Here is a 25,362-nt window from a genome sequence, read left to right as displayed (position 1 = left end):
TCGCTCGGGGGACATGGCCACGCCCCCCGGTTTGCCTAAGATGCAGGCCCATCCCATGAAGCAGATGACAAGGAGAAAATGCATGCACGCTTGGCTTTGCGAGAACCCCATCGGGGTGGACGCGCTCACCTGGAAAGAACTGCCCACGCCCACGCCTGGGCCAGGCCAGGTCCTCATTCAAATACAGGCCGCCAGCCTGAACTTCCCCGACTTGCTCATCGTTCAAAACAAGTACCAGATGAAGCCTGAGCTGCCCTTCGTGCCGGGCTCTGAGTATGCAGGGGTGGTGCAAGCCCTGGGCGAAGGCGTCAAACACCTGAAAGTGGGGCAGACCGTGGCCTGCCTGTCGGGCACCGGTGGCTTTGGCACCCATACGCTGGCACCGGCCAAACTGTGCATGCCTTTGCCCGACGGGTTTTCGGCCATCGATGGTGCAGCGTTCATCATGACCTATGCCACCTCGCACCATGCACTGGTCGACCGCGCGGCCCTGAAAGCCGGGGAGACGGTGCTGGTTTTGGGTGCCGCAGGGGGTGTGGGCACAGCGGCCATTCAGATTGCCAAGGCCATGGGAGCCAAAGTGATTGCAGCGGCGTCCACCGACGAAAAATGTGCCCTGTGCACCGCATTGGGTGCGGACGCGACCATCAATTACGGCCGCGAGAACCTGCGCGAAGCCCTGAAAACACTGACCGAAGGCCGCGGCCCGGACGTGATTTATGACCCGGTAGGTGGCGATCTGGCCGAGCCTGCCTTCCGCTCCATCGCCTGGCGCGGTCGCTACCTGGTGGTTGGCTTTGCCGGGGGGCCCATCCCTGCCCTGCCCTTGAATTTGCCTTTGCTCAAGGGCGCTTCATTGGTAGGCGTATTCTGGGGTGACTTTGCCAAACGTGAACCCCAAGCCAACGCGGCCATGATGGCCGAATTGGCGCAGTGGTATGGCCAAGGCAAGATCAAGCCGGTGATTGACCGGACCTTGCCCATGAACGACCTGAAGGCCGCTTACACCTTGATGGGCTCGCGCAGCGTCAAAGGCAAGTTGGTCATGGTGAACTGACACTGCAAAAAACGCACGGTGGTGAGTCATAAAAAAGGAGGCCTGTTGAGGCCTCCTTTTTTGCAGCGCTGAACTGCTCTATCAGCTGGCCGTGGCCTCTTCCGGCTCGGCAGGTTCCGAGCGCGAAGCGCGGCTTTCCTTCTTCGGGTTGGGCGTGATGTCCAACTGCACTTCGTCCTTGTCGTCGATGTCCACCGTGAGGCGTCCGCCCTCGGTCAGGCGACCAAACAGCAGCTCGTCGGCCAAAGCCTTGCGGATGGTGTCCTGGATCAGGCGCTGCATCGGGCGAGCGCCCATGAGCGGATCGAAGCCCTTCTTGCCCAGGAACTTGCGCAGCGCATCGGTGAAGGTGACTTCCACCTTCTTCTCGGCCAGCTGGGTTTCCAGCTGCAGCAAGAACTTGTCCACCACGCGCAGGATGATCTGCTCATCCAGCGGCTTGAAGCTGACCATGGCATCGAGGCGGTTGCGGAACTCAGGCGTGAACAGGCGTTTGATGTCGCCCATTTCGTCCCCGGCCTGACGCGGGTTGGTGAAACCAATCGTGGCCTTGTTCATGGTCTCGGCCCCCGCGTTGGTGGTCATGATGATGATCACGTTGCGGAAGTCGGCCTTGCGCCCGTTGTTGTCGGTCAAGGTGCCGTGGTCCATCACCTGCAACAGCACGTTGAAGATGTCGGGGTGGGCTTTTTCGATCTCGTCGAGCAAGAGCACGCAGTGCGGCTTCTTGGTCACGGCTTCGGTCAACAAACCGCCCTGGTCAAAGCCCACGTAGCCTGGGGGCGCACCGATCAGGCGGCTGACCGCATGGCGCTCCATGTACTCGGACATGTCAAAACGGATCAGCTCAATGCCCAGGATGTAAGCCAGTTGCTTGGCCGCTTCGGTCTTGCCTACACCCGTGGGGCCGGAGAACAAGAAGGAGCCAATCGGCTTGTCGGTCTTGCCTAGACCCGAGCGGGCCATCTTGACGGCCGAGGCCAGCACTTCCAGCGCCTTGTCCTGTCCGAACACCACCGACTTCAAGTCGCGCTCGATGGTTTGCAGCTTGCTGCGGTCGTCGTTCGAGACGTTGGCAGGCGGGATGCGGGCGATCTTGGCCACGATGTCTTCGATCTCGGTCTTGCCAATCGTCTTCTTGCGCTTGGACGCCACCTGAATGCGCTGGGCAGCCCCGGCTTCGTCGATCACGTCAATCGCCTTGTCGGGCAATTGGCGGTCGTTGATGAACTTGGCCGACAACTCGGCGGCAGCCTGCAAGGCGGCGATGGTGTACTTGACACTGTGGTGGTCTTCAAAACGGCTCTTGAGGCCTTTGAGGATGTCCACCGTCTCGGACACGGTGGGCTCGACCACGTCCACCTTCTGGAAGCGGCGAGACAGGGCGGCGTCTTTTTCGAAGATGCCGCGGTACTCTGTGAAGGTCGTGGCACCAATGCATTTGAGCTGACCGCTCGACAGCGCAGGCTTGAGCAGGTTGGAAGCGTCGAGCGTGCCGCCCGAGGCCGCACCCGCACCGATCAGGGTGTGGATCTCGTCGATGAACAAAATGCCGTTGGGCTTGTCCTTGAGCGACTTGAGCACCCCTTTGAGGCGCTGCTCAAAATCACCCCGGTATTTGGTGCCTGCCAGCAACGCGCCCATGTCCAGCGAATACACCGTGGCTTCGGCCAGGATTTCGGGCACCGTGCCCTGCGTGATGCGCCAGGCCAAGCCCTCGGCAATCGCGGTTTTGCCCACGCCCGCTTCGCCCACCAGCAGCGGGTTGTTCTTGCGGCGGCGGCACAGGATCTGGATGGTGCGCTCGACTTCGTACTCGCGACCGATCAGCGGGTCGATCTTGCCGTCTTTGGCCGCCTGGTTCAGGTTGTTGGTGTACTGCTCCAGTGGCGAGGCTTTTTCATTGCGCTCACCACCATTGCCACCCTCTTCGCTCTCGGAGCTCGATGGGTTATCGGCCGATTTGGCCGCTTCGGGCGGGTCGCTTTTGCGGATGCCGTGGGCGATGAAATTCACCACATCCAGCCGGGTGATGCCCTGCTGGTGCAGGTAGTACACAGCGTGCGAATCTTTTTCGCCAAAAATGGCCACCAGCACATTGGCGCCGGTCACTTCTTTTTTGCCACTGCCTGTGGACTGCACATGCATGATGGCACGCTGGATCACGCGCTGAAAGCCCAAAGTCGGCTGGGTGTCCACCTCTTCGGTGCCCGCGACCTGGGGCGTGTTGTCCTTGATGAAATTGCTCAAAGCTTTGCGCAAATCATCGATGTTGGCTGCGCAAGCGCGCAACACTTCGGCGGCGCTGGGGTTGTCCAGCAAAGCCAGCAGCAGGTGCTCAACCGTGATGAATTCGTGGCGCTGCTGACGGGCCTCAACAAAGGCCATGTGCAAACTGACTTCCAATTCCTGGGCAATCATGTGATTTCCTTTTTGCCTTGCTGAGAGAGATAGAGACGATGTGGGGGGTAAGCCACACTATTCAATAGGTTCACTGACACATTGCAGCGGGTGACCGGCCTGTTTGGCCGCGTCGAGGACCTGATCCACTTTGGTGGCGGCAACATCACGGGAGTAAACCCCGCAAACGCCTTTGCCGTCGAGATGGATCTTGAGCATGATTTGCGTGGCGGCCTCTCGGTCCTTGCTGAAAAACTCCTGGATCACCATCACCACGAACTCCATGGGGGTGTAGTCATCGTTCAACATCGCCACCTGGTACATCTGGGGCGGTTCAATTTTTTGGGCGCGGCGTTCCAGGACCACCGAATCGCCACCATCGGGCACTCGGGGGGTCACGGTCGGCAGCGTGGGATTTTGAGGTTTTTTCGTTGCCATGAATTCATTCTATCGACGCTTTGGGCCATCTTGAGACGGACCGCGACAAAAGTCTTGGCTGGAAATGGTCATCCCGTCCGGCATCGGGGAAAACCTCACATTGACAAAATTGATAATCCCGAACCACACTGGGCAAAAAACGGAGACATCGCATGCCCAGTGGTACGGTCAAATGGTTCAACGATGCCAAAGGTTTTGGGTTCATTCAGCCCGATGGCGGCGGGCCGGATGCTTTTGCCCACTTCTCGGCCATCCAGTCCGAAGGCTACAAAAGCCTGAAGGAAGGTGCCCGCGTCAGCTTTGAGCTGAGCCAAGGCAGCAAAGGCCTGATGGCCGCGAACATCCGCACCGAATCGGATGCCCCCGGTCCTGCGCAGCCTGACGCGGCGAGGGACCCGGCCACGTCTGACTCTGCCGCCCCTGCGCCCGGAGTTTGAACGCCCGAATCTGCACGCGCCTCCCCTCACAGCATGGGGATGCCTTTATCCTATGGGCTTTCACCCGCGCATCCCGAACCCATGAACATTTCTGCACTCTTGAACCGCCCCACGTTCCATCGATGGCATCGCCTTGGCGCTTGGGCCTTGGCCTTGCTGGCCGTCAACTGCTGGGCCCAGCAGGGGCCCCAGCTGAATCTGCCCAGAACCCAGCTGCAAGCGGGCATGCACGTGCTGGATGTGCAGCTCGCCCAAACGCCGGAGCAGCGCCAAATCGGTCTGATGTGGCGCAAGGAAATGCCTCAGCACGAAGGCATGTTGTTTGTCTTTGAGCAGCCCGCCACGCAATGCTTCTGGATGCGAAACACCTTGATCCCCTTGTCTGCCGCTTTTCTCGCAGATGACGGGACGATTGTGAACATTGCGGACATGAAACCCCTGAGCGACGACTCGCATTGCTCTGAAAAGCCTGTTCGCTATGTCCTGGAGATGAATCTCGGCTGGTTTGCCAAGCGACAACTCAAGGCGGGTTACAAATTGGGCGGCGCAGTCTTCAAACGCTGAGCGAAGCGCTGCACCGGGAACGCTCAAACACCCCAAACCACATCAGCGCCCTGAGCCGAGCTCAGTTTCAGCAGCTTGAGCATGGGGGCAGCGCGCTGGGCCAAACTGACGGCCTCCTGCAGCTTGGCCTCTCCGTCGTCTGTCCGCTCGGCAGCCACTTCTTCAGGCTTGTTTTGGGCTGCACGCTGTTTGCGCATGGCCTCATCTTGCGCCACGGCCGCTTCCAGGCGAGCCATGGCCGCGGGCAGGTCTTGCGCCAGCACGATCCCTTGAACGGGGTCCTTGTCCAGGATGATTTTCAGCAGCCTTCGGGCGTCGGCTTCCAGCATGATGAGATCGCTGGCGGCTTGGGATTTGAATTTGAACAACATGGGGGCTCCAATCGTGTTGGATTCAGCGGCCCACCGTCTCCACACCTTCGTCGTCAACGGCATCGCCCTGGATCAAGGCCTTGAGTTTATGGCTGGCATGAAAGGTCGCGACACGACGTGCATCAATAGGGATCAATTCTCCAGTGCGCGGGTTGCGGCCCGGACGCGCTGCCTTGGTGCGGATCTGGAAGTTGCCAAAGCCTGAGATCTTCACGTCGTCCCCGGCGATCAGGCTGTCCACGACCAGGTCGAAGAAGGCATCGACCATGTCCTTGGACTCGCGCTTGTTCAAGCCGATCTGCTCGAACAGCAAATCGGCCAGGTGCGCCTTGGTCAGGGCCGGGGTTTCCAGGGTTTCAAAGCTGATTTGCATGGGCGCGTCCGTTCAAAGAAGCCGCGGCATCAAGCCCGCAAACGGCCCGACACCTGCCGTGCGAGCTGGTCAATCACCGCCGTCATGGCCGCGTCGATCTGTTCATCGGTCAGTGTTGCCTCGTCGCTGTGCAAAGTCAGGCGTACCGCCAGGCTCTTTTCACCAGCGGCCAATGGGCCAACGGACTCGGCTTTGGGGCGGTAAATGTCAAACAGCACCGCATCGCGCAGCAAACCTTGGGTGGGCGCTGCATGAATGGCCGCCATCAATTGGCCGTGGGTGACCTGCTCGTTCACGATGACTGCGAGGTCGCGCTCCACCGACTGGTGCTTGGCCACCGCCTGGGCCACAGGCACCACGCGGGCCGTCACGGCGTCGAGCGACAGCTCGAACACCACTGGCGCACTGGACAGCTCCCAGGCCTGACGCCAACGCGGGTGCAACTCGCCCACATGGCCAATCACCACACCGTCCAGCAGCACCTGGGCCGAGCGGCCGGGGTGCAGCGCGGGGTGTTCGGCGGCTGCAAAAGTCGCTTTGCGCGGGGCCAGCAGCTTTTCCACATCGGCCTTCACGTCGTAAAAATCAACGTTGCGGGCCTTGCCCTGCCAGCTCAGGGGCTCCACAGGGCCCCAGGCCATGCCCGCCACGCGCATGGGTTGATCAAAGCCCTCCACCGTGGTGTCGGTGCTTTGCACCGCGGCGTTGCGCAGGAACACGCGGCCCAGCTCAAACACGCGCACGCGGTCGGCCTTGCGGTCGGCGTTGAATTTGACGACCTGCAGCAGCGAGCCGATCAGGCTCGAGCGCATCACGCTCATCTGGCTGGCGATCGGGTTGAGCAGACGGATCGGCTGGGCGTTGCCCGCCAAGTCGCGTTCCCAGCTTTCTTCGACAAAGCTGTAGTTGATGGTTTCCTGGTAACCCAAAGCGGCAATGGCGCGGCGCACGGCGGAGGGGCTGCGCTCGGTCTCTGGGCGCACTTTGGCGGTGATGGGGGCCAGCGGCGGGTTTGTGGGCAGGTTGTTGTAGCCCACCATGCGGGCCACTTCCTCGATCAGGTCTTCCTCGATCTGCAAATCGAAGCGGAAGCTGGGCGGGGTCACGGTGACGGTGCCCTCGCCTTCTGTGACTTGCAGACCCAAACCGCGCAGCGCGTCGGCGCATTGCTTTTGCGTGAGCGGCATGCCGATGACTTTGACCGCACGGGCCACACGCAGCGTGACGGGCTGGATCGCCGGGATGTTCAGGGTTTGGTCGTCGATGGGGCCGACCTTCGTCTCGGGCGTGCCGCAGATGTCCAGCACCAGCTGGGTGATGCGCTCGATGTGCTCCACCGTCAGCTGAGGGTCCACACCGCGCTCAAAGCGGTGACCGGCATCGGTCGAGAAGTTGTAGCGGCGCGAGCGGCCGGCAATGGCGGTCGGCCACCAGAAAGCGGCTTCGATGTAGATGTTTTGCGTGTCATCCGACACGGCCGTGGCGTCGCCACCCATGATGCCCGCGAGCGACTCAACCTGGCTGTCGTCGGCGATCACACCCACCTTGTCGTCCACGGTGACGGTGTTGCCGTTGAGCAGCTTGAGCGATTCACCCGCTTGGCCCCAGCGCACCTGCAGGCCGCCGTGGATCTTGTCGAGGTCAAAAATGTGCGAAGGGCGACCGAACTCGAACATCACGTAGTTAGAGATGTCCACCAGCGGGCTCACGCTGCGCTGACCGCAACGGGCCAGGCGGTCCACCATCCACTGTGGGGTCTGGGCCTTTGTGTTCACGCCTTTGACCACCCGACCGCTGAAGCGGCCGCACAGGTCGGGGGCCTGCACATTCACAGCCAGCTTGTCGCTGACTTGGGTGGGCACGGTGGGGAACGTCGGGGCCTTCAAAGGCGCGCCAGTCAGGGCCGACACTTCGCGGGCGATGCCGTAGACACTCAGGCAATGCGCCAGATTGGGCGTGAGCTTGAGCGTCATCAAGGTGTCGTCGAGATTTAGATACTGGCGAATGTCCTGGCCCAGTGGGGCGTCCAGCGGCAGCTCCAGCAACCCGCCGTGGTCGTCTGCGATCTTCAGTTCCTTGGCAGAGCACAGCATGCCCTGGCTTTCCACGCCGCGCAGTTTGCCGACCTTGATGACAAACAGTTTGCCGTCTTCACCCGACGGCAGCTCGGCCCCCACCAGGGCGCAGGGCACACGGATGCCCACACGGGCGTTGGGTGCACCGCACACGATGTTGAGCAGAGCACCCTGCCCTACGTCCACCTGGCAGACACGCAAGCGGTCGGCGTTGGGGTGCTGCACGGCTTCCTTGATTTCACCGACCACGATCTTCGTGAAAGGTGGAGCGACGGGCTCGAGCTCTTCCACTTCGAGGCCGGCCATGGTCAGGGTATCGGCCAGTTGCTGGGTCGTCAGGGACGGGTTGCAGAATTCGCGCAACCAGGATTCGGGAAATTGCATGTCTCGGGTCTCGGCTTGGAATTACTGGAACTGGCTCAGGAAACGCACATCGCCGTCAAAGAACAGGCGCAGGTCGTTCACGCCGTAGCGCAGCATGGTGAAGCGGTCCATACCCATGCCAAAGGCGAAGCCGATGAAACGCTCGGGGTCCAGGCCCATGTTGCGCACGACGTTCGGGTGCACCTGGCCGGAGCCACCCACTTCGAGCCAGCGCCCGGCGAGCGGGCCGCTCTGGAACTGGATGTCGATCTCGGCGCTGGGCTCGGTGAAGGGAAAGAAGCTGGGGCGGAAACGCAGCACCAGATCGTCGCTTTCGAAAAAGGTGCGGCAGAAATCGGTGACCACGACCTTGAGGTCCTTGAAGCTCACGTTCTCGCCGATCCACAGGCCTTCGCACTGGTGGAACATGGGCGAATGGGTGGCGTCGCTGTCCACGCGGTAGGTGCGGCCTGGGGCGATGACACGGATCTCGGGCATGGATGCCGAAGCCCCTTCGGTAGCGTGACCCGCATCAAGCAAGTGACGGTAACGCTTGACGTGCTGCACCGCGTGGCGGATCTGCATGGGGCTGGTGTGCGTGCGCAGCAGGTGGCCGCCTTCGACGTAAAAGGTGTCGTGCATGGACCGGGCCGGATGGTCCTCGGGCGTGTTGAGCGCGGTGAAGTTGAACCAGTCGGTCTCGATCTCGGGGCCTTGGGCCACTTCAAAGCCCATGGAGCCAAAAATTTGTTCGACGCGCTCCAGCGTGAGCGAGACGGGATGCAGGCCGCCCACATTGGCGCTGCGGCCGGGCAGGGTCACATCCAGCGCCTCGGCCTTGAGCTGGGCCTGCAGCTCTGCGTCTGCCAGCGCCTGACGGCGGTCATTCAGGGAAGCCTCGATCGCCTGCTTGGCGAGGTTGATGGCGGCACCCCGGGTTTTCTTGTCTTCCACGCTCAAAGCGGCCATGCCCTTCATCAGCTCGGTGATGCGACCGGCTTTGCCCAGAAACAGGGCCTTGGCGTTTTCGAGGTCGGCAGGTGTCAGTGCCTGCGCAAAACTCTGGCGTGCGGATTCGACCAGGGTGTCCAGCTCGTTCATGGTGTGGGGATCGGTGGAAGATCGTTGAATGGGGGAATAAAAAAGGGACTGAAGCTGTTGCGAGCCTCAATCCCTTTGATCGAGTGCGTGGCACAGACCCGAGGGCCCGTGTCACTCATGGACTCAAGCTGCAGCCAGTTTGGCTTTGACTTGGTTCACGATGCCAGCAAAAGCGGCCTTGTCGTGCACGGCGATGTCCGCCAGCATCTTACGGTCGATTTCAATGGCAGCCTTCTTCAGGCCGTTGGCGAACTGGCTGTAGGTCAGACCGCATTCACGCGCAGCGGCGTTGATACGGGCAATCCACAACTGACGGAACACACGCTTTTTGGTGCGGCGGTCACGGTAGGCGTATTGGCCTGCCTTCATCACCGCCTGTTTGGCGATGCGGAAGACATTGCCGCGGCGACCGCGGAAACCTTTTGCAAGGGCCAGGACTTTCTTGTGACGGGCGCGTGCCGTTACACCACGTTTAACGCGAGGCATAGTTTTTCTCCTTGTTCGTCAGTGATTACAGGCCAGCCATGGGCAGCATCTGTGCCATGTGACCCATATTGGTCTCATGCACAGCGACTGCACCGCGAAGGTGACGCTTGTTTTTGGTGGTCTTCTTGGTCAGGATGTGACGTTTGAAGGCTTGGCCGCGTTTAACGGTTCCACCGGGACGAACACGGAAGCGCTTTTTAGCACTGCTTTTGGTCTTCATCTTGGGCATGTCAATGCTCCTTTAATTGTGCTCGTGAGGCGTCTGCAAAATCTTTGCAGCCTTGTTGGCCCCGAGCCACTTTTAACAAAAGCCACCCAAAGGCAGCTTTTGATTCAACCGGCCCGAAAGCCAGTCAAATTCTTCATCAAGCCGGTTCAGCAGGTGCAGACGCGTCTGCAGCTTTGCCGCCACCAGCAGGTTTTTTCCGCCCTGGCGCGATCATCATGATCATCTGGCGGCCTTCCAGCTTGGGAAATTGCTCGACGATGATGGAATCGGCCAATTCGTCGCGAATCCGGTTCAGCAAGGCCATCCCCAACTCTTGGTGGGTGATCTCGCGGCCCCGGAAACGCAGGGTAATCTTGCATTTGTCACCATCGGCCAAAAAGCGGCGGATGTTGCGCATTTTGATGTTGTAGTCACCATCGTCTGTGCCGGGACGGAACTTGACTTCCTTGATGTCAATGACCGTTTGCTTGGCTTTGGCTTCCGCCGCACGCTTTTGCTCTTGGTACTTGAACTTGCCGTAGTCCATCAAACGGCAAACCGGAGGGGTGGCTGTGGCGGCAATTTCAACCAAGTCCACATCCATTTCTCCAGCCAGGCGCAGGGCCTCGGCCAGCGACAAGATACCCATGGGTTCATTGTCAGGGCCAGACACACGGACCTCGGGGGCCATGATTTCACGGTTCAAACGGTGTTTACGTTCTTCGCGGTGGCGACGATCACGAAATTCGGTAGCGATGACTCAATCCTTTACGGAACAAAACTGCGACATGCAGCGCATCCATCTTTGTGCCCACGGGCCAAAGCATTTGGCGAAACTCACCTTCAGGCTTTAGAAGCGATGTCGGCAGCAACGAGTTCAATGAACGCATCGATCGACATCACACCGAGGTCTTTGTTGCCTCGGGCGCGCACTGCGACGGTACCTGCTGCCTTTTCCTTGTCGCCAGCGACAAGGATGTAAGGCAGCTTTTGCAACGAATGCTCGCGTATTTTATACGTGATTTTCTCGTTACGCAGGTCCAGATCGACCCTAAGGCCTTGATTTGACACCGATTTTTGCAGTTTTGCAGCGATTTCGCGACAGTAATCGGCCTGTGCGTCGGTGATGTTGAGCACAGACACCTGCAGGGGCGCGAGCCAGGTGGGCAGAGCCCCGGCGTGCTGCTCGACCAGAATACCGATGAAACGCTCCATGCTGCCCACGATGGCGCGGTGCAGGATCACGGGGCGTTGGCGGCTGCCGTCTTCGGCGGTGTATTCGGCGTCCAGGCGCTCGGACAAGTTGAAGTCCACCTGGATGGTGCCGCACTGCCATTCGCGGCCAATGGCGTCTTTCAAGGTGTATTCGATCTTGGGGCCATAGAAAGCACCATCGCCTTCCGAAATCACAAACTCGCAGCCCGAGGCGCGCAAACTGTCCATCAGGGCTTTTTCGGCCTTGTCCCACAACTCGTCGGAGCCAATGCGGGCGGCCGGGCGGGTCGAGACCTTGTAGAGGATGTCGGTGAAGCCAAAGTCGGCATAGACCTTCTTGAGCACCTTGGTGAAGGTGTCGCACTCGGGCAGGATCTGGTCTTCGGTGCAGAAGATGTGGCCATCGTCCTGCGTGAAGCCACGCACGCGCATGATGCCGTGCAGGCCACCCGAAGGCTCGTTGCGGTGGCACTGGCCGAATTCGCCATAGCGCAACGGCAGGTCGCGGTAGCTCTTGATGCCCTGCTTGAAGATCAGGATGTGGCCCGGGCAGTTCATCGGCTTCAAGGCGTAATCGCGCTTTTCCGACTCGGTCGTGAACATGTTGTCGCGGTACTTGTCCCAATGGCCGGTCTTCTCCCACAGGCTCTTGTCGATGATCTGCGGGCCTTTGACTTCCTGATAGCCGTTGTCACGGTAGACCTGTCGCATGTACTGCTCGATGGTTTGCCAAACGGTCCAGCCTTTGGGGTGCCAGAACACCAGGCCCGGGGCATGCTCGTCGATGTGGAACAGGTCCAGCTCGCGTCCGAGCTTGCGGTGATCGCGCTTTTCAGCCTCTTCCAGGCGCACCAGGTACTGCTGCAGGTCTTCCTTGCTGGCCCAAGCCGTGCCGTAGACGCGCTGCAGCATCTCGTTCTTGCTGTCACCGCGCCAGTAAGCGCCAGCCACTTTCATGAGTTTGAAGTGCTTGAGTTTCCCTGTACTGGGCACATGAGGGCCACGGCACAGGTCCTCAAAATTGCCTTCGCGGTACAAGCTGACTTCCTGATCGGCCGGAATGCTGGCAATGATTTCGGCCTTGTAATGCTCGCCCAAACCCTTGAAATAGGCCACCGCCTCGTCGCGAGGCAACACCCGGCGCACCACAGGCTCATCCTTGTTGGCCAGTTCGGTCATGCGTTTTTCAATGGCCACCAGATCTTCGGGCGTGAAGGGGCGGCTGTAGGAAAAGTCGTAATAAAAACCGTTGTCGATGACCGGACCGATGGTGACTTGTGCTTCAGGGAACAAGTCCTTGACGGCATAGGCCAGCAAGTGGGCCGTTGAGTGGCGGATCAACTCCAGGCCCTCAGGGTCCTTGGCGGTCACGATGGCCAGGTTGGCGTTGGTCGACATGCTGAAGCTGGTGTCCACCAGTTGCCCGTTGACCTTGCCGCCCAAAGCCGCCTTGGCCAAGCCTGCGCCAATGGAGGCGGCGACTTCGGCCACGGTGACCGGAGCGGGGAATTCGCGCAATGAACCGTCGGGGAGAGTGATCTGAACCATGTGTCTACAAGTAAAAAAGCGCGGCACAGGCCGCGCTTGGAGGATGTGTCTAAACGCTGAGGGGGGATTTTACGCCGCCCTCGCCTTCAGATACCCGCAGTCGATCAGTGGAACTGCTCTTCTTCGGTCGAACCTGTGAGGGCTTTCACAGAAGACGAGCCACCCTGGATCACGGTGGTCACGTCGTCGAAGTAGCCTGCGCCGACTTCTTGCTGGTGCGACACGAAGGTGTAACCCTTGTCGCGGGCTGCGAATTCGGGCTCTTGCACCATCTCGGTGTAGTGCTTCATGCCTTCGCCGCGGGCGTAAGCGTGGGCAAACTGGAAGGTGTTGAACCAGTTGATGTGGATACCGGCCAGTGTGATGAACTGGTACTTGTAGCCCAAAGCCGACAGGTCGTCCTGGAAGGATGCGATCTGCTTGTCGTTGAGGTTTTTCTTCCAGTTGAACGATGGCGAGCAGTTGTAGGACAGCAGCTTGCCGGGGCAGGCGGCGTGCACGGCTTGGGCAAATTCACGGGCAAAGCCGATGTCAGGCACGCCAGTTTCACACCAGACCAGGTCGGCATAAGGGGCGTAAGCCACGCCGCGGCTGATGGCTTGCTCCAGACCATTTTTCACGCGGTAGAAGCCTTCTTGTGTGCGCTCGCCAGTCAGGAACGGCTTGTCGTTGGCGTCGTGATCGGAGGTGATCAGGTTCGCGGCTTCAGCGTCGGTGCGGGCCAGCACAATGGTGGACACGCCCATGACGTCGGCGGCGAAGCGTGCAGAGATCAATTTTTCGCAAGCTTCTTGAGTGGGCACCAGCACCTTGCCGCCCATGTGGCCGCATTTCTTCACTGCCGCCAATTGGTCTTCAAAGTGCACCCCCGCGGCGCCCGAGGCGATCATGTTCTTCATCAGCTCGAAAGCGTTGAGCACGCCACCGAAACCGGCTTCTGCATCGGCCACGATGGGCAGGAAGTAGTCGATGAACTCCTTGTCACCGGGGTTGATGCCACGGCTCCACTGGATTTCGTCAGCGCGCTTGAAGGTGTTGTTGATGCGGCGCACCATGGTGGGCACGGAGTCGTAGGCGTACAGCGACTGGTCGGGGTACATGGTCTCGGACGTGTTGCCGTCGGCAGCGACTTGCCAGCCCGACAGGTAAACGGCTTCCAAGCCGGCTTTGGCTTGTTGCATGGCCTGACCGGCGGAGATCGCACCGAAGGCGTTGACGTAGCCTTTCTTGGCGCCGCCGTTGATTTTTTCCCAGAGCTTTTCTGCACCGCGCTTGGCCAGGGTGTGCTCGATGGGCATGCTGCCGCGCAGGCGCACGACGTCGGCTGCGGAGTAACCGCGCTTCACACCTTTCCAACGTGGATTGGTGGCCCAGTCTTTTTCGAGGGCGGCGATTTGCTGTTCACGGCTCAGTTGTTGTGTGAGGTTGGCTGGCATGGAGAACTCCTGTAGTCAAGTGGAAATCTGGCGATGTAGGCAGCGAATTCTGCTTCGTCGTTGGATTCATCTTAACTCTTATAGAAGACCAACTCACATTCTTATGTCTTATACAAGACATATTTTTATTTGTTTAAAATCAATGGCTTACGTAAATAATTTCGCAATGTGATTTATTATTTCCCATATTGAGAAAAATTGCGGCATCGCAGCATGTGTATTTTTCAAATTATGAAAATACCTGACAACTTATGAAATGTGCAGGGCATGGCGACTGAGCACCATGCCATCGCTGTCCGCATAAAGCCAATCCCCTGTATGCACAAGCGTGCCTTGAACCGACACGGTCACGCCTGTTTGACCCTGATCGGCACGCACCGTTGGCATCGGGTTCAAGGCCAGGGCTCGAATGCCCATGGGTAAAACGCTGATCTCTGAAAGATCACGCACACAACCATAGACCACTACACCCGCCCAACCATGGCGTGCGGCAGCCGCGGCCAGATTGCCTCCAAGCAAAGCGCGTTGCAAACAACCCGCCCCATCGACCACCAGAACACGTCCCAAACCATCGGACTCCACAGCCTTTTTGACATGGCTGTTGTCCTGGTAGCACTTCACGGTCAACACCTGTCCATGAAAAGACGTCCGTCCACCAAAATCTTTGAAGACAGGTGCCAACACCCGAAAATCACCCGAGTCATCCGCTTTGTGCGCGTCACAAAAATCACAGGTCGAAAAAGAAGCACTTGTGTTCATCGTCATCACCATGCCGTGGCCAATAAAAAAACAAGTGGAATCGAAGCGACTTACACAGCGCATACGCACTGAGTCGGTGCGTATGTCCAAGCAGCGATGAAAAATCCGCGAATCTGCACGTAAATCAGCAACAACCCCTATAGAAAAATGCGGATTCGGCTTGGAAAGTCGCAGTTTCTCCAGTAGCATGCAGTCAGCTGGAAACAAACTGTTACTCAGCGACGAACCCACTTCCGATCAAAGGAATTTCAACATGGCAACTGCGAAAAAAACCCCGGCAACAAAAGCTGCACCCGCTAAAAAAGCAGCTCCGGCCAAGAAAGCTGCTCCAGCGAAAAAAGCTGCAGCACCCGCTAAAAAAGTAGCGGCAAAAGCACCCGCCAAAAAGGCGGCACCTGCTAAGAAACGCACCCCCAATCCCGCTTTCATGAAAGCCTTGACACCCAGCCCAGCATTGGCTGCTGTGGTGGGCGCCACACCACTGCCACGCACCGAAGTGGTCAGCAAGATGTGGGTCTACATCAAGAAGCACAACCTGCAAGACAGCGTGAACCGCCGTGCCATCAACGCCGACGACAAGCTCAAGGCTGTGTTTGGCAAGGCACAAGTCACCATGTTTGAAATGGCCGGCTTGATTGGCAAGCACCTGAAGTAATTCAGCTTGCTGCCTCATGAAAAAACCCGCGCTAGCGGGTTTTTTTACGTCGGTTTGAAAGCCATGCCTTTCATCTCTTGGCCAAAGACGCTTGCGTGATCGCCTGCAAGGTGCCGCGTGTGGTGATCACTTCAGGGTCAAGCGTCACCTCCATCAGGGTGCCCTGTGAACGGGCCAGTGCATCCAGCAGTGCCGATTCGAATTGCGCCGTCTTCTGAATGCGCACCCCAACATAGCCATACGCCTCGGCCAAAGCGGCAAAATCAGGATTTTTCAGCTGCGAGCCTGTCACGTGCGTGGGGTACTCGCGCTCCTGGTGCATGCGGATCGTGCCGTACATGCCGTTGTTCAACACCACAATGATGCTTTTGCCGCCGTGCTGCACAGCGGTCGCCAACTCCTGACCATTCATCAGGAAGTCACCGTCACCTGCGATGGTGAAAGCCACCCGTCCGGTCAGTAAATTGGCCGCAATGCCTGCCGGGACGCCATACCCCATGGCCCCAACCGTGGGCGCCAATTGGGTTTTGTGGCCCTTGGCCAGGCCATGGTGCTTGAAGAAACGGTGCATCCAGCTGGCAAAGTTGCCAGCCCCGTTCGTGACCACCGCATCGGGAGGCAGATGCTTTTGCAGCGTAGCCACAATGTCGGGCATGTCCACATCGCCGGGCAAGGCCTGGGGTTTCAGGTTGTTCAAATAACCCTGATGCACCTGCTGCGTCCATTCGGTCCAAGGCAGCTCGGTGGGGGCTGTCAGCACTTCAAGGCTGCGAGCAGCCGCATTCATGGTGGCGAGGATAGCCAAATCCGCTTGGTAAACACGGTTCAACTCTTCTGGGCTGCCATGGATGTGCACCAATTTCTGGACGGGTTTGGGCGCTTGCAGCAAGGTGTAGCCACTGGTCGTCATTTCGCCCAAGCGCGGCCCCAAGGCCAAGATCAGGTCCGACTCTCGCACCGCTTGGGCCAAAGCCGGCCCGATGCCAATGCCGACATCACCGGCATACAAAGGGTGGTGGTTGTCAAAAGTGTCCTGAAAGCGGAAAGCGTTGGCCACAGGCAGTTGCCAGTTCTCGGCAAAACGCTGCAAGGCTTGAGCGGCCTGCGTGGTCCATCCGCCGCCACCTGCAATCACCAAAGGCTTGCGGGCCGCCAGCAGCAGGTCGCGCAGTGTGCGCAAGGCGCCCGGGTCGCTCCAGGCCTGAACCGGCTCCACGCGCCCCAGCGCCTCGGCCTTGACGGGGCGGGTCAGCATGTCTTCAGGCAACACCAAGACCACAGGGCCAGGCCGACCGTTCATGGCCGTGGCAAAAGCGCGGGCCACATACTCGGGCAAGCGCTCCGGGTCGTCCACGCGCTCGACCCGTTTGGCCATGCCTTTGGTCGACGGGCCAAAGAAGTGGGTGTAGTCCATTTCCTGGAAGGCCTCGCGGTCACGGGTGTCGCTGGCCACATCGCCCACAAACAAAATCATGGGCGTGGAATCCTGGAACGCGGTGTGCACACCGATGGAGGCGTTGGTGGCACCCGGGCCGCGCGTGACGAAACAGATACCTGGGCGGCCCGTCAGCTTGCCTTGGGCCTCGGCCATGAAAGCCGCCCCACCCTCCTGCCTGCAGATCACAAAGCGGATCGAGTCGCGGTGCAAATGAAAGCCATCCAGCACCGCCAAATAGCTTTCGCCGGGGACGCCAAACGCATGGGTAACGCCTTGGGCCAGAAGGCATTCAACGAGCAGGTGGCCAGCAATTTTTGAAGTCATGCCCCATTGTGCCCAAGGCCACAGGGCGGGGCTGTCACAGCCGTGCAAGTGCTGCTTGCACGGCTTGTCGCGTCACGACGCGTGTTCAACCACCTGGAAGTCGAACTGGCCCGGGGCGCGCACCGGGTCCACGGAGACCTCGATGGTGCACTTGGGCGGAAAGCGCCCTTCCAGCAGCCGTTTGGACAAGGGGTTTTCCAGACGCTGCTGAATCGCCCTTTTCAGTGGCCGTGCACCAAACACCGGATCGAAGCCCACCTTGGCCAATTCGGACAAGGCGGCGGCACTGACCTTCAAGGTCAGATCCATGCGGGCCAGACGGGTTTGCAAGACCTGCAGCTGGATCTCGGCAATCGCGGCGATGTGCTGGGCATCCAGCCCATGGAAGACCACGGTCTCGTCGATGCGGTTCAGGAACTCCGGACGGAAACGGGTTTTCAACTCATCCCACACCGCGTCCTTGATGTCTTCGGCAGGCTGCCCCACCATGGACTGGATCAGGTGCGACCCCAAATTGGAGGTCATCACGATCACCGTGTTCTTGAAGTCCACCGTGCGGCCCTGCCCGTCGGTCAGGCGACCGTCGTCCAGCACTTGCAGCAGGATGTTGAAGACATCGGGATGGGCTTTTTCCACCTCGTCGAGCAGCAGCACGCTGTAGGGCTTGCGGCGCACCGCCTCGGTCAGATAGCCACCCTCTTCATAGCCCACATAGCCCGGTGGCGCACCGATCAGGCGGGCCACCGAATGCTTTTCCATGAACTCGCTCATGTCGATGCGGATCAGGTGGTCCTCGCTGTCAAACAAAAAGCCCGCCAGCGCTTTGCACAGCTCGGTTTTGCCCACCCCTGTGGGACCCAAAAACAGGAAAGAGCCGGTTGGGCGGTTCGGATCGGACAGGCCCGAACGCGAGCGCCGGATGGCGTTGGCCACGGCCGCAATCGCTTCGTCCTGGCCCACCACGCGCCGGTGCAGCTTATCTTCCATCTGCAACAGCTTTTCGCGCTCGCCCTGCATCATCTTGGACACCGGGATGCCTGTCGCACGCGACACCACCTCGGCAATCTCTTCGGCCCCCACCTGCGTGCGCAGCAAGCGGTGCACTGGTTTTTCACCGGGGGCCGACTCTTTGGCCTGCACCTCTTTCAGGGTTTTTTCCAGCGCAGGCAGCTTGCCATACTGCAGCTCCGCCACCTTGTTGAAATCGCCCCTGCGCGTGAACTCCTCGATTTGCTGCTTGAGCTGGTCGATTTGCTCGCGCACCTGCTGGCCGCCTTGGGCCTGGGCCTTTTCGGCGTGCCAGATCTCTTCCAGATCGGCGGCTTCCTTTTTGAGTTTGTCGATCTCTTCCTCGATCAAGGCAAAGCGTTTTTGTGACGCCTCGTCGCTCTCCTTGCGCACCGCCTCGCGCTCGATCTGCAACTGGATCAAACGGCGGTCGAGCTTGTCCATCACCTCGGGCTTGGAGTCGATCTCGATCTTGATCTTGGCCGCGGCTTCGTCAATCAGGTCAATCGCCTTGTCAGGCAGGAAACGGTCGGTGATGTAGCGGTGGCTGAGCTCGGCCGCCGCCACAATGGCCGGGTCGGTGATGTCCACCCCGTGGTGGATTTCGTATTTCTCCTGCAAACCCCGCAAGATGGCAATGGTGGCCTCCACTGTGGGTTCATTGACCAGGATTTTCTGGAAACGGCGCTCCAGCGCGGCGTCTTTTTCAATGTATTTGCGGTACTCGTCCAGCGTGGTCGCGCCCACGCAATGCAACTCGCCCCGTGCCAATGCGGGCTTGAGCATGTTGCCCGCGTCCATGGCGCCCTCGGCCTTGCCCGCGCCCACCATGGTGTGCAGCTCGTCGATGAACACGATGGTCTGACCCTCGTCCTTGGCCAATTCACTGAGCACGGTTTTCAGGCGTTCTTCAAACTCACCCCGGAACTTGGCCCCGGCCAGCAAGGCGGCCATGTCGAGCGACAGCACCCGCTTGCCCTTGAGCGAATCGGGCACCTCGCCCGCCACAATGCGCTGGGCCAGGCCTTCGACAATCGCGGTCTTGCCCACACCAGGCTCGCCGATCAGCACCGGGTTGTTCTTGGTGCGGCGCTGCAAAACCTGGATGGCGCGACGAATCTCGTCGTCGCGGCCAATCACCGGGTCCAGCTTGCCGATGCGGGCACGCTCGGTAAGGTCGATGCAATATTTCTTGAGGGCTTCGCGCTGGCCTTCGGCTTCTGCACTGCCCACCGACTGCCCCCCGCGAACCGCGTCGATGGCCGTCTCCAGGCTCTTGCGGCTGAGGCCATGCTCTTTGGCCAAGCGTCCAATATCGCCCTTGTGGTCGGCCACAGCCAGCAAAAACAGTTCGCTGGCGATGAAGGCGTCACCCCGTTTGATGGCTTCTTTTTCAGCCCCCTGCAGCAGCTTGGCCAGCTCAGGGCCGACCTGGACCTGGTCCTGCCCCGTGACTTGCGGCAAGCGGCCCAACGCAGCTTCTGCGGCCAGGGTCAAGCCGGGCACTTGCACGCCAGCTCTCAACAGCAAGGCCTTGGGCCCCTCTTCTTGCTTGAGCATCGCCACCAGCACGTGGACAGGCTCGATGTACGCGTGATCCCGTCCCAATGCCAGAGATTGGGCATCGGACAAGGCTTCATGAAATTTGGTGGTCAGTTTGTCTAGGCGCATGAGATTTCTCCAATGATGGACATTTGGGGAGGCATTGCCCATTTTCAAGTCAGGCAACCCGGCTCGGGCTTGCCTAAAATCAAGCCATGAACATTCACCAGCTGTCCGTCAGCCATGACGAGCGTCAAGATCGCCTGTTGTTGCGCCTGAACACCCAGGACGCCCAGGAGTTTCGTTTTTGGCTGACCCGCCGCATGGTGATGCGCTTGCTGCCCGCCATGGACCAGTCGATTGGCCGCCTGGAGGCCGCGCAGCCAGGACTGGCTGTTGCAGACCCCGCAGCCCGGCAAATGCTGACCGAACTCAAACGCGAGGCTTTCTTGCAAACTGCAGACTTTGCGACCCCGTACGACGGCAAAGTGCAGCAGTTACCTTTGGGCAGCGAGCCCCTGTTGGTCACCGATGCACACATCAGTTTGCAAGCCAGCGGCGGATTGCAGATCGTGTTCCAGCAAAAAACTGGTGACAACACGCAGTCTTGCCAGATGAACTTACAAGCCTCACTGGTCCACGGGCTGATCCACCTGATTCGCCAGTGCATGGCCAAGGCCGATTGGGGTCTGACGACGGCCAGCCCGCCCCCAAGCCACGGTGACAGCGCCGGAACGCTGGCCACGCCCCCGGTTTACAAACACTGAGGCCTGCAACTGCTCAGGCGTTGCGGCCCTCAATGCCCCAGCGGGCCAAGGCCGCATCGTCGGACACCCGCGCGTCGACCCACTGTGCCCCTTGCGGGGTTTGCTCTTTTTTCCAGAACGGGGCCTGGGTCTTGAGGTAGTCCATCAGGAATTCGCAGGCCTTGAAGCTCTCGCCACGGTGCGCCGAAGTGACTGCCACCAGGACAATCTGGTCGGCGGGCAGCAAGCGCCCCACCCGATGCACCACGCGGGCGGCATAAAAGTCGAAACGCTGGTGCGCTTGCTCGATCATGGCTTCGATCGATTTTTCGGTCATGCCCGGGTAATGCTCCAGCTCCATCACCTGCACCTCGTCTTGCGCCTGGCCTGTCAAGGCGCGGGTATCGCGCACCGTGCCCACAAAACTGCACACCGCGCCCACGCGCAAATCTTGTGCCCGCAAGGCGCTCAATTCCTGCGACACATCGAAGTCTTCTTGCTGCACGGTGACGAGATCGGGCATGGCTTAGCCTCCGGTGACAGGCGGGAAAAAGGCCACTTCGGCGTTGGCCGTGAGCGGCGTGGCATCGGTGGCCATGACCTGGTTGACCGCCACGCGCACGGGCCGCTGGCTGGCCAGGCATTCGGCATGGGCACCGCCGCGCGCGATCAACTGCGCCCTGAGGCCCGCCACGTCCTGACTGTCCGTGTCCACCATCTCGCTGGCCAGTCCAATGCTTTCGCGCAGAGAGGCAAAGTAACGCACCTGAATCTTCATGACAACCACTCCGCAAATGGCCAGAAACTGACAAGGTCCCCATGGGCAATGGTTTGACCTGCGGGGTTGTCCACCACGCCATCGCCCCAAACCACCGAGGTCAGCACCCCCGAGCTTTGGTTGGGAAAGAGGTCCAGCCCACCCGACGCATTGCGGCGAACACGCAAGAATTCACGCCGCTTGTCGGCTTTGGGCAACTCAAAATGGGCCGGCAAGGACATCCGGACAGGCGCATGCTGCTCAGCCCCCTGGAGGGCCAGGATCAAGGGCTTGACCAAGAGCAAAAAGGTCATGAAGCTCGACACGGGATTGCCCGGCAGACCCACAAAATGGGCCAGGCCCGTCGCTGTCTCGCGCCGCACATGGCCATAGGCAAAGGGTTTGCCCGGCTTCATCGCGATCTGCCAAAGCGACAAGGCCCCCAAAGACTGCACGGCAGGTTTGACATGGTCTTCTTCACCGACCGACACCCCGCCGCTGGTCACAATCAGGTCGTGGTGGTCGGCCGCCGTTTTGAGCGCGGCCACCGTGGCTTCCCGGCGGTCGGGCACGATGCCCAGATCGCTCACCTCGCAGCCCAGACGGTGCAGCAAAGCCCGCAAGAAAAACCGGTTGGAGTTGTAAATGGCCCCGGGCGGCATGTCGGCAGGGGCCACATCACCGGGCATGACCAACTCGTCGCCCGTGGAAAACAAGGCCACTTTGGGTCGGCTCATGACCTGCAGGTGGGCCAAACCCAGGCTGGCCGCCAGACCCAGCTCGGCGGGGCCCAGTTTTTGACCCCGCTTCAACACGGTATCCCCCTGACGAACGTCTTCGCCATTGCGGCGAATCCACTGGCCGGGCTGGGCCGCAGCCACAAAACGGACCTGGTCGGTCTGTTCTGCGGGCTCGGTTTGCTCCTGCATCACGATGGCGTCAGCGCCTGAAGGCACCGGGGCGCCTGTGAAAATGCGGGCAGCCTGCCCGGGTGCCAAGGGCTGCCCGAAGTGCCCAGCGGGAATGCGCTGGGTCACCTTCAACGCCACCCCGGCTTGCTGCACATCGGCGCTGCGCACCGCGTAGCCGTCCATGGAAGCGTTGTCAAAGGCCGGCACTTGCAAGGAAGACACCACGTCTTGCGCCAGGATGCGGCCATCAGCATCCAAGGTGGCCACCGACTCTGTGCCGGCCAAGGGGCTGATGTGCGCCAGCAGCGTGGCCAGTGCCTCGTCCAGCGACATCAAAGGTGGGCGGGGGGACTGGCTCATCGGCTTCAATCGCAGTGCTGCGAGATGTAGGCCTTGACCAATTCCACGTCGGCTTTCATGACCTGCACACGCTTGGGCAAGGCTTCGATGCCTTCAAACTGCGGTGGACGCTCGGGCTGGCGACCCAAAGCCTCCACGATGGTGGCGGCAAACTTGATGGGCAAAGCGGTTTCCAGCACGATCATGGGCACCTGCGGGTTCAAATGCTCTTGGGCCACCTTCACGCCGTCGGCGGTGTGGGTGTCGATCATCACGCCATAGCGCTCAAACACCTGCTGAATCGTCTTGAGACGGTCGGCATGGGTGCTGCGGCCGCTGTCAAAGCCGTAGACCGCTGCGGCCTTGGCGAAGCGCGCATCGCCCGACAAATCGAAGAAGCCTTGGCGGCTCAACCCTTCGCCAAAAATGGCTTTGGTTTGGGTGCCATCGCGCTCCAGCAGGTCAAAAACAAAGCGCTCGAAGTTGCTGGCCTTGGAGATGTCCATCGAGGGGCTGGAGGTTTCATGCGTGTCGGCGGTGCCGCGCACGCGGTAAACGCCTGTGCGGAAAAACTCGTCCAGCACATCGTTTTCGTTGGTGGCCACCACCAGGCGGTCGATCGGCAAACCCATCATGCGGGCCACATGGCCTGCGCACACATTGCCAAAGTTGCCGCTCGGCACCGTAAAGCTGACCTTTTGTGCGTTGCGCTGGGTCGCCTGGAAATACCCGGCAAAGTAGTACACCACCTGGGCCAGCAAACGCGCCCAGTTGATGGAATTCACCGTGCCGATCTTGTATCGGCGCTTGAAATCCAGATCGTTGGACACCGCCTTGACGATGTCCTGGCAGTCGTCGAACACGCCTTCGATGGCGATGTTGTGGATGTTTTCGTCGAGCAGACTGAACATCTGCGCTTGCTGGAACGGGCTCATGCGGCCGTTCGGGCTGGTCATGAAGACGCGCACCCCCTTTTTGCCGCGCATGGCGTATTCGGCCGCGCTGCCAGTATCGCCCGATGTCGCGCCCAAAATATTGAGTTCTTCGCCGCGCCGTGCCAGCTCGTATTCAAACAAATTGCCCAGCAACTGCATGGCCATGTCCTTGAAGGCCAAGGTCGGGCCGTTGGACAAAGCCTCCAGATACAGGTCGGGCTGGGCCTGACCTGCGGTTTGCAAAGGCTTGAGCGGCACGATGGCTTGCGTGCCAAACACCGCTGGGGTGTAAGTCTTGCGGCACAGCGCTTGCAGATCGTCGCGCGGGATGTCGTCGATGTAAAGCGACAGCACCTCAAAAGCCAAAGCCGCATAGCCCTGGCTTTGCCAAACGCCGCGCAGGCGTGTCAGCGCGGCATCATCGAGTTGCGGATAGCTTTCCGGCAGGTACAGGCCACCGTCCGGCGCCAGACCTTCCAGCAGGATTTCACAAAATTGCTTGCGGTCGGCGTGACCGCGGGTCGACAGGTAGCGCATCAGTTCAACTCTTCCTTGCGAATGCGCACGATCGGCGCCATCACGGTGGGCAGCGCCTGCATTTGGGCCAGCACGTCGTTCAAAGTGCCTTCGCGGGTGTCGTGGGTCAGGATGATCACGTCGGTCTGGTTTTCACCCGCCTGGCTCACCTGATCGGCCTCGCGTTGCAAGACCGCGTCGATGCTGATGTCGGCCTGGGCCAGCAGCCCGGTCAACTTGGCCAGCACGCCCGCCTGATCGGCCACGCGCAAGCGCAGGTAATAGCTGGTCACCACCTCGGACATGGGCAGCACCGACAAATTGCTCATGGCACCGGGCTGGAAAGCCAGATGCGGCACGCGGTTGAGGGGGTCGGCGGTGTGCAAACGGGTGATGTCCACCAGATCCGCGATGACCGCGCTGGCGGTGGGCTCGGAGCCTGCGCCTTTGCCGTAATACAAGGTGGTGCCCACGGCATCGCCTTGCACCATCACGGCGTTCATGGCGCCTTCCACATTGGCAATGAGGCGCTGGGCAGGCACCAGGCTGGGATGCACCCGCAGCTCAATGCCCTGTTCGGTGCGTTTGGTGATGCCCAAGAGTTTGATGCGGTAGCCCAGCTGCTCGGCGTACTTGATGTCGGCAGCGCCCAGCTTGGTGATGCCCTCCACATAAGCCTTGTCAAACTGCACCGGAATGCCAAACGCGATCGCGCTCATCAAGGTCACTTTGTGCGCGGCATCCACACCTTCGATGTCAAAGGTCGGGTCGGCTTCGGCATAACCCAGACGCTGGGCTTCCTTGAGCACCACATCAAAGTCCAGCCCTTTGTCCCGCATTTCGGACAGGATGAAGTTGGTCGTGCCGTTGATGATGCCGGCCACCCACTGGATGCTGTTGGCCGTCAGGCCTTCGCGCAGGGCCTTGATGATCGGGATGCCCCCGGCCACGGCGGCTTCAAAAGCCACCATCACGCCTTTGGCCTGGGCGGCAGCGAAAATCTCGGTGCCATGCACCGCCAGCAGGGCCTTGTTGGCGGTGACGACATGCTTGCCTGCAGCAATGGCTTCCATGACCAGCGCCTTGGCCACACCATAGCCACCGATCAATTCGATCACGATGTCGATTTCCGGGTTGGCGATGACCTCGCGTGCATCGGCCACGACCTGGACGCCATGACCCACCAGTTCTTGGGCCCGCGCCACGTTCAGGTCGGCCACCATGGTGATCTCGATGCCACGACCCGCACGGCGTTGGATTTCCCCCTGATTGCGTTGGAGCACATTGAAAGTGCCGCTGCCCACAGTGCCAATGCCCAGCAGGCCCACTTTGATCGGTTTCATTTTTTTTCACTTCTTTA

At 60.2% G+C, this 25,362-nt stretch carries 24 protein-coding genes; 5 read left to right on the top strand and 19 right to left on the bottom strand.

Features of this window, described 5'->3' with window-relative positions; all coding sequences use genetic code 11:
• The first annotated feature begins 82 nt into the window (after positions 1-82).
• A complete protein-coding gene (locus ACZ5RT_RS09845) occupies positions 83-1,057 on the top strand; it encodes an NADPH:quinone oxidoreductase family protein (RefSeq protein WP_422171264.1) in 975 nt (324 codons plus the stop codon).
• A gap of 81 nt (positions 1,058-1,138) precedes the next feature.
• Here the strand turns inward: ACZ5RT_RS09845 and clpA are convergent, their stop codons facing one another.
• Both clpA and clpS read right to left on the bottom strand, forming a co-directional pair.
• Positions 1,139-3,478 carry an ATP-dependent Clp protease ATP-binding subunit ClpA gene (clpA, locus tag ACZ5RT_RS09840; RefSeq protein WP_291929684.1) on the bottom strand — a complete coding sequence of 780 codons (2,340 nt, stop codon included), beginning with the start codon at positions 3,476-3,478 and terminating at the stop codon, positions 1,139-1,141.
• Between the two features lie 57 nt (positions 3,479-3,535).
• Positions 3,536-3,895: an ATP-dependent Clp protease adapter ClpS gene (gene clpS / locus ACZ5RT_RS09835; RefSeq protein WP_108426241.1), complete on the bottom strand. Its 360-nt coding sequence runs from the start codon at positions 3,893-3,895 to the stop codon at positions 3,536-3,538.
• 152 nt (positions 3,896-4,047) lie between these two features.
• Between clpS and ACZ5RT_RS09830 the strand changes: the two genes are divergently transcribed.
• Both ACZ5RT_RS09830 and ACZ5RT_RS09825 read left to right on the top strand, forming a co-directional pair.
• Positions 4,048-4,332: a cold-shock protein gene (locus tag ACZ5RT_RS09830; RefSeq protein ID WP_108426240.1), complete on the top strand. Its 285-nt coding sequence runs from the start codon at positions 4,048-4,050 to the stop codon at positions 4,330-4,332.
• Positions 4,333-4,413: 81 nt separating this feature from the next.
• Positions 4,414-4,896: a DUF192 domain-containing protein gene (locus ACZ5RT_RS09825; RefSeq protein WP_422171267.1), complete on the top strand. Its 483-nt coding sequence runs from the start codon at positions 4,414-4,416 to the stop codon at positions 4,894-4,896.
• A gap of 23 nt (positions 4,897-4,919) precedes the next feature.
• On the opposite strand, the gene ACZ5RT_RS09820 is transcribed toward ACZ5RT_RS09825, so the two are convergent.
• From ACZ5RT_RS09820 to rraA, 10 genes are all read right to left on the bottom strand, one after another.
• Positions 4,920-5,267, bottom strand: a complete 348-nt coding sequence (locus ACZ5RT_RS09820) for a DUF1840 domain-containing protein (protein WP_464452330.1) — start codon at positions 5,265-5,267, stop codon at positions 4,920-4,922.
• A gap of 22 nt (positions 5,268-5,289) precedes the next feature.
• Positions 5,290-5,640, bottom strand: a complete 351-nt coding sequence (locus ACZ5RT_RS09815; protein ID WP_291929680.1) for an integration host factor subunit alpha — start codon at positions 5,638-5,640, stop codon at positions 5,290-5,292.
• Between the two features lie 29 nt (positions 5,641-5,669).
• Positions 5,670-8,099 (bottom strand): phenylalanine--tRNA ligase subunit beta, encoded by a 2,430-nt coding sequence (gene pheT, locus ACZ5RT_RS09810; protein WP_464452329.1) that lies wholly within the window; start codon positions 8,097-8,099, stop codon positions 5,670-5,672.
• A 21-nt stretch (positions 8,100-8,120) separates the two neighbouring features.
• On the bottom strand, positions 8,121-9,179 hold the full coding sequence (gene pheS, locus ACZ5RT_RS09805) for a phenylalanine--tRNA ligase subunit alpha (RefSeq protein WP_464452328.1): 1,059 nt from the start codon (positions 9,177-9,179) through the stop codon (positions 8,121-8,123).
• 123 nt (positions 9,180-9,302) lie between these two features.
• Positions 9,303-9,665 (bottom strand): 50S ribosomal protein L20, encoded by a 363-nt coding sequence (gene rplT, locus ACZ5RT_RS09800; protein WP_026036460.1) that lies wholly within the window; start codon positions 9,663-9,665, stop codon positions 9,303-9,305.
• Between the two features lie 25 nt (positions 9,666-9,690).
• A complete protein-coding gene (gene rpmI, locus ACZ5RT_RS09795; RefSeq protein WP_108322580.1) occupies positions 9,691-9,894 on the bottom strand; it encodes a 50S ribosomal protein L35 in 204 nt (67 codons plus the stop codon).
• Positions 9,895-10,030: 136 nt separating this feature from the next.
• Entirely contained in the window at positions 10,031-10,630 is a 600-nt protein-coding gene (infC, locus tag ACZ5RT_RS09790; RefSeq protein ID WP_108426234.1) for a translation initiation factor IF-3, read from the bottom strand.
• Positions 10,631-10,716: 86 nt separating this feature from the next.
• The gene (thrS, locus tag ACZ5RT_RS09785; protein WP_291929678.1) at positions 10,717-12,636 is read right to left on the bottom strand and encodes a threonine--tRNA ligase; all 1,920 of its coding nucleotides are present in this window, start codon (positions 12,634-12,636) and stop codon (positions 10,717-10,719) included.
• Between the two features lie 104 nt (positions 12,637-12,740).
• On the bottom strand, positions 12,741-14,072 hold the full coding sequence (gene aceA, locus ACZ5RT_RS09780) for an isocitrate lyase (protein ID WP_108426232.1): 1,332 nt from the start codon (positions 14,070-14,072) through the stop codon (positions 12,741-12,743).
• A 249-nt stretch (positions 14,073-14,321) separates the two neighbouring features.
• Positions 14,322-14,837, bottom strand: coding sequence for a ribonuclease E activity regulator RraA (gene rraA / locus ACZ5RT_RS09775; RefSeq protein ID WP_422171277.1), 516 nt, complete (start codon positions 14,835-14,837; stop codon positions 14,322-14,324).
• Positions 14,838-15,084: 247 nt separating this feature from the next.
• Here rraA and ACZ5RT_RS09770 point away from each other — a divergent pair, with 247 nt between their 5' ends.
• The gene (locus tag ACZ5RT_RS09770; RefSeq protein WP_108426231.1) at positions 15,085-15,486 is read left to right on the top strand and encodes an SWIB/MDM2 domain-containing protein; all 402 of its coding nucleotides are present in this window, start codon (positions 15,085-15,087) and stop codon (positions 15,484-15,486) included.
• A gap of 70 nt (positions 15,487-15,556) precedes the next feature.
• Here the strand turns inward: ACZ5RT_RS09770 and ACZ5RT_RS09765 are convergent, their stop codons facing one another.
• Both ACZ5RT_RS09765 and clpB read right to left on the bottom strand, forming a co-directional pair.
• Positions 15,557-17,248, bottom strand: coding sequence for a thiamine pyrophosphate-binding protein (locus ACZ5RT_RS09765; protein ID WP_464452327.1), 1,692 nt, complete (start codon positions 17,246-17,248; stop codon positions 15,557-15,559).
• A 72-nt stretch (positions 17,249-17,320) separates the two neighbouring features.
• Positions 17,321-19,927, bottom strand: coding sequence for an ATP-dependent chaperone ClpB (clpB, locus tag ACZ5RT_RS09760; RefSeq protein WP_464452326.1), 2,607 nt, complete (start codon positions 19,925-19,927; stop codon positions 17,321-17,323).
• An 86-nt stretch (positions 19,928-20,013) separates the two neighbouring features.
• Between clpB and ACZ5RT_RS09755 the strand changes: the two genes are divergently transcribed.
• Positions 20,014-20,565 (top strand): hypothetical protein, encoded by a 552-nt coding sequence (locus tag ACZ5RT_RS09755; RefSeq protein ID WP_464452325.1) that lies wholly within the window; start codon positions 20,014-20,016, stop codon positions 20,563-20,565.
• Between the two features lie 13 nt (positions 20,566-20,578).
• Here the strand turns inward: ACZ5RT_RS09755 and ACZ5RT_RS09750 are convergent, their stop codons facing one another.
• Genes ACZ5RT_RS09750 through ACZ5RT_RS09730 form a run of 5 tightly spaced genes read right to left on the bottom strand, consistent with a single transcriptional unit; the run spans position 20,579 to position 25,345 of the window.
• The gene (locus ACZ5RT_RS09750) at positions 20,579-21,067 is read right to left on the bottom strand and encodes a molybdenum cofactor biosynthesis protein MoaE (RefSeq protein ID WP_291927545.1); all 489 of its coding nucleotides are present in this window, start codon (positions 21,065-21,067) and stop codon (positions 20,579-20,581) included.
• Positions 21,068-21,070: 3 nt separating this feature from the next.
• Complete coding sequence (gene moaD, locus ACZ5RT_RS09745) at positions 21,071-21,322, bottom strand: molybdopterin converting factor subunit 1 (RefSeq protein ID WP_291927542.1); 252 nt, start codon at positions 21,320-21,322, stop codon at positions 21,071-21,073.
• Positions 21,319-22,572, bottom strand: a complete 1,254-nt coding sequence (locus ACZ5RT_RS09740) for a molybdopterin molybdotransferase MoeA (protein WP_464452324.1) — start codon at positions 22,570-22,572, stop codon at positions 21,319-21,321. The genes moaD and ACZ5RT_RS09740 overlap by 4 nt, the downstream gene beginning before the upstream one ends.
• Positions 22,573-22,577: 5 nt before the next feature.
• On the bottom strand, positions 22,578-24,023 hold the full coding sequence (gene thrC / locus ACZ5RT_RS09735; protein ID WP_291927536.1) for a threonine synthase: 1,446 nt from the start codon (positions 24,021-24,023) through the stop codon (positions 22,578-22,580).
• Complete coding sequence (locus tag ACZ5RT_RS09730; RefSeq protein ID WP_291927533.1) at positions 24,023-25,345, bottom strand: homoserine dehydrogenase; 1,323 nt, start codon at positions 25,343-25,345, stop codon at positions 24,023-24,025. Before ACZ5RT_RS09730 ends, thrC begins: the two co-directional genes overlap by 1 nt.
• Between the last annotated feature and the right edge of the window lie 17 nt (positions 25,346-25,362).

The organism is Limnohabitans sp. TEGF003 (assembly GCF_055395455.1).
Note: the sequence above shows the minus strand (reverse complement) of the source record. Positions and strands in the feature narration are given on the sequence as shown.

Bases quoted from the DNA above. Each gene is read 5' to 3' on its own strand.
- ACZ5RT_RS09770 (WP_108426231.1), top strand. From the start codon at position 15,085: ATGGCAACTGCGAAAAAAACCCCGGCAACAAAAGCTGCACCCGCTAAA.
- pheS (WP_464452328.1), bottom strand. From the start codon at position 9,179: ATGAACGAGCTGGACACCCTGGTCGAATCCGCACGCCAGAGTTTTGCG.
- clpB (WP_464452326.1), bottom strand. From the start codon at position 19,927: ATGCGCCTAGACAAACTGACCACCAAATTTCATGAAGCCTTGTCCGAT.
- ACZ5RT_RS09740 (WP_464452324.1), bottom strand. From the start codon at position 22,572: ATGAGCCAGTCCCCCCGCCCACCTTTGATGTCGCTGGACGAGGCACTG.
- thrS (WP_291929678.1), bottom strand. From the start codon at position 12,636: ATGGTTCAGATCACTCTCCCCGACGGTTCATTGCGCGAATTCCCCGCT.
- thrC (WP_291927536.1), bottom strand. From the start codon at position 24,023: ATGCGCTACCTGTCGACCCGCGGTCACGCCGACCGCAAGCAATTTTGT.
- pheT (WP_464452329.1), bottom strand. From the start codon at position 8,099: ATGCAATTTCCCGAATCCTGGTTGCGCGAATTCTGCAACCCGTCCCTG.
- ACZ5RT_RS09815 (WP_291929680.1), bottom strand. From the start codon at position 5,640: ATGCAAATCAGCTTTGAAACCCTGGAAACCCCGGCCCTGACCAAGGCG.
- ACZ5RT_RS09825 (WP_422171267.1), top strand. From the start codon at position 4,414: ATGAACATTTCTGCACTCTTGAACCGCCCCACGTTCCATCGATGGCAT.
- ACZ5RT_RS09730 (WP_291927533.1), bottom strand. From the start codon at position 25,345: ATGAAACCGATCAAAGTGGGCCTGCTGGGCATTGGCACTGTGGGCAGC.
- ACZ5RT_RS09820 (WP_464452330.1), bottom strand. From the start codon at position 5,267: ATGTTGTTCAAATTCAAATCCCAAGCCGCCAGCGATCTCATCATGCTG.
- clpA (WP_291929684.1), bottom strand. From the start codon at position 3,478: ATGATTGCCCAGGAATTGGAAGTCAGTTTGCACATGGCCTTTGTTGAG.
- ACZ5RT_RS09830 (WP_108426240.1), top strand. From the start codon at position 4,048: ATGCCCAGTGGTACGGTCAAATGGTTCAACGATGCCAAAGGTTTTGGG.
- rraA (WP_422171277.1), bottom strand. From the start codon at position 14,837: ATGACGATGAACACAAGTGCTTCTTTTTCGACCTGTGATTTTTGTGAC.
- ACZ5RT_RS09755 (WP_464452325.1), top strand. From the start codon at position 20,014: ATGAACATTCACCAGCTGTCCGTCAGCCATGACGAGCGTCAAGATCGC.
- moaD (WP_291927542.1), bottom strand. From the start codon at position 21,322: ATGAAGATTCAGGTGCGTTACTTTGCCTCTCTGCGCGAAAGCATTGGA.
- ACZ5RT_RS09765 (WP_464452327.1), bottom strand. From the start codon at position 17,248: ATGACTTCAAAAATTGCTGGCCACCTGCTCGTTGAATGCCTTCTGGCC.
- rplT (WP_026036460.1), bottom strand. From the start codon at position 9,665: ATGCCTCGCGTTAAACGTGGTGTAACGGCACGCGCCCGTCACAAGAAA.
- ACZ5RT_RS09845 (WP_422171264.1), top strand. From the start codon at position 83: ATGCACGCTTGGCTTTGCGAGAACCCCATCGGGGTGGACGCGCTCACC.
- clpS (WP_108426241.1), bottom strand. From the start codon at position 3,895: ATGGCAACGAAAAAACCTCAAAATCCCACGCTGCCGACCGTGACCCCC.
- rpmI (WP_108322580.1), bottom strand. From the start codon at position 9,894: ATGCCCAAGATGAAGACCAAAAGCAGTGCTAAAAAGCGCTTCCGTGTT.
- ACZ5RT_RS09750 (WP_291927545.1), bottom strand. From the start codon at position 21,067: ATGCCCGATCTCGTCACCGTGCAGCAAGAAGACTTCGATGTGTCGCAG.
- aceA (WP_108426232.1), bottom strand. From the start codon at position 14,072: ATGCCAGCCAACCTCACACAACAACTGAGCCGTGAACAGCAAATCGCC.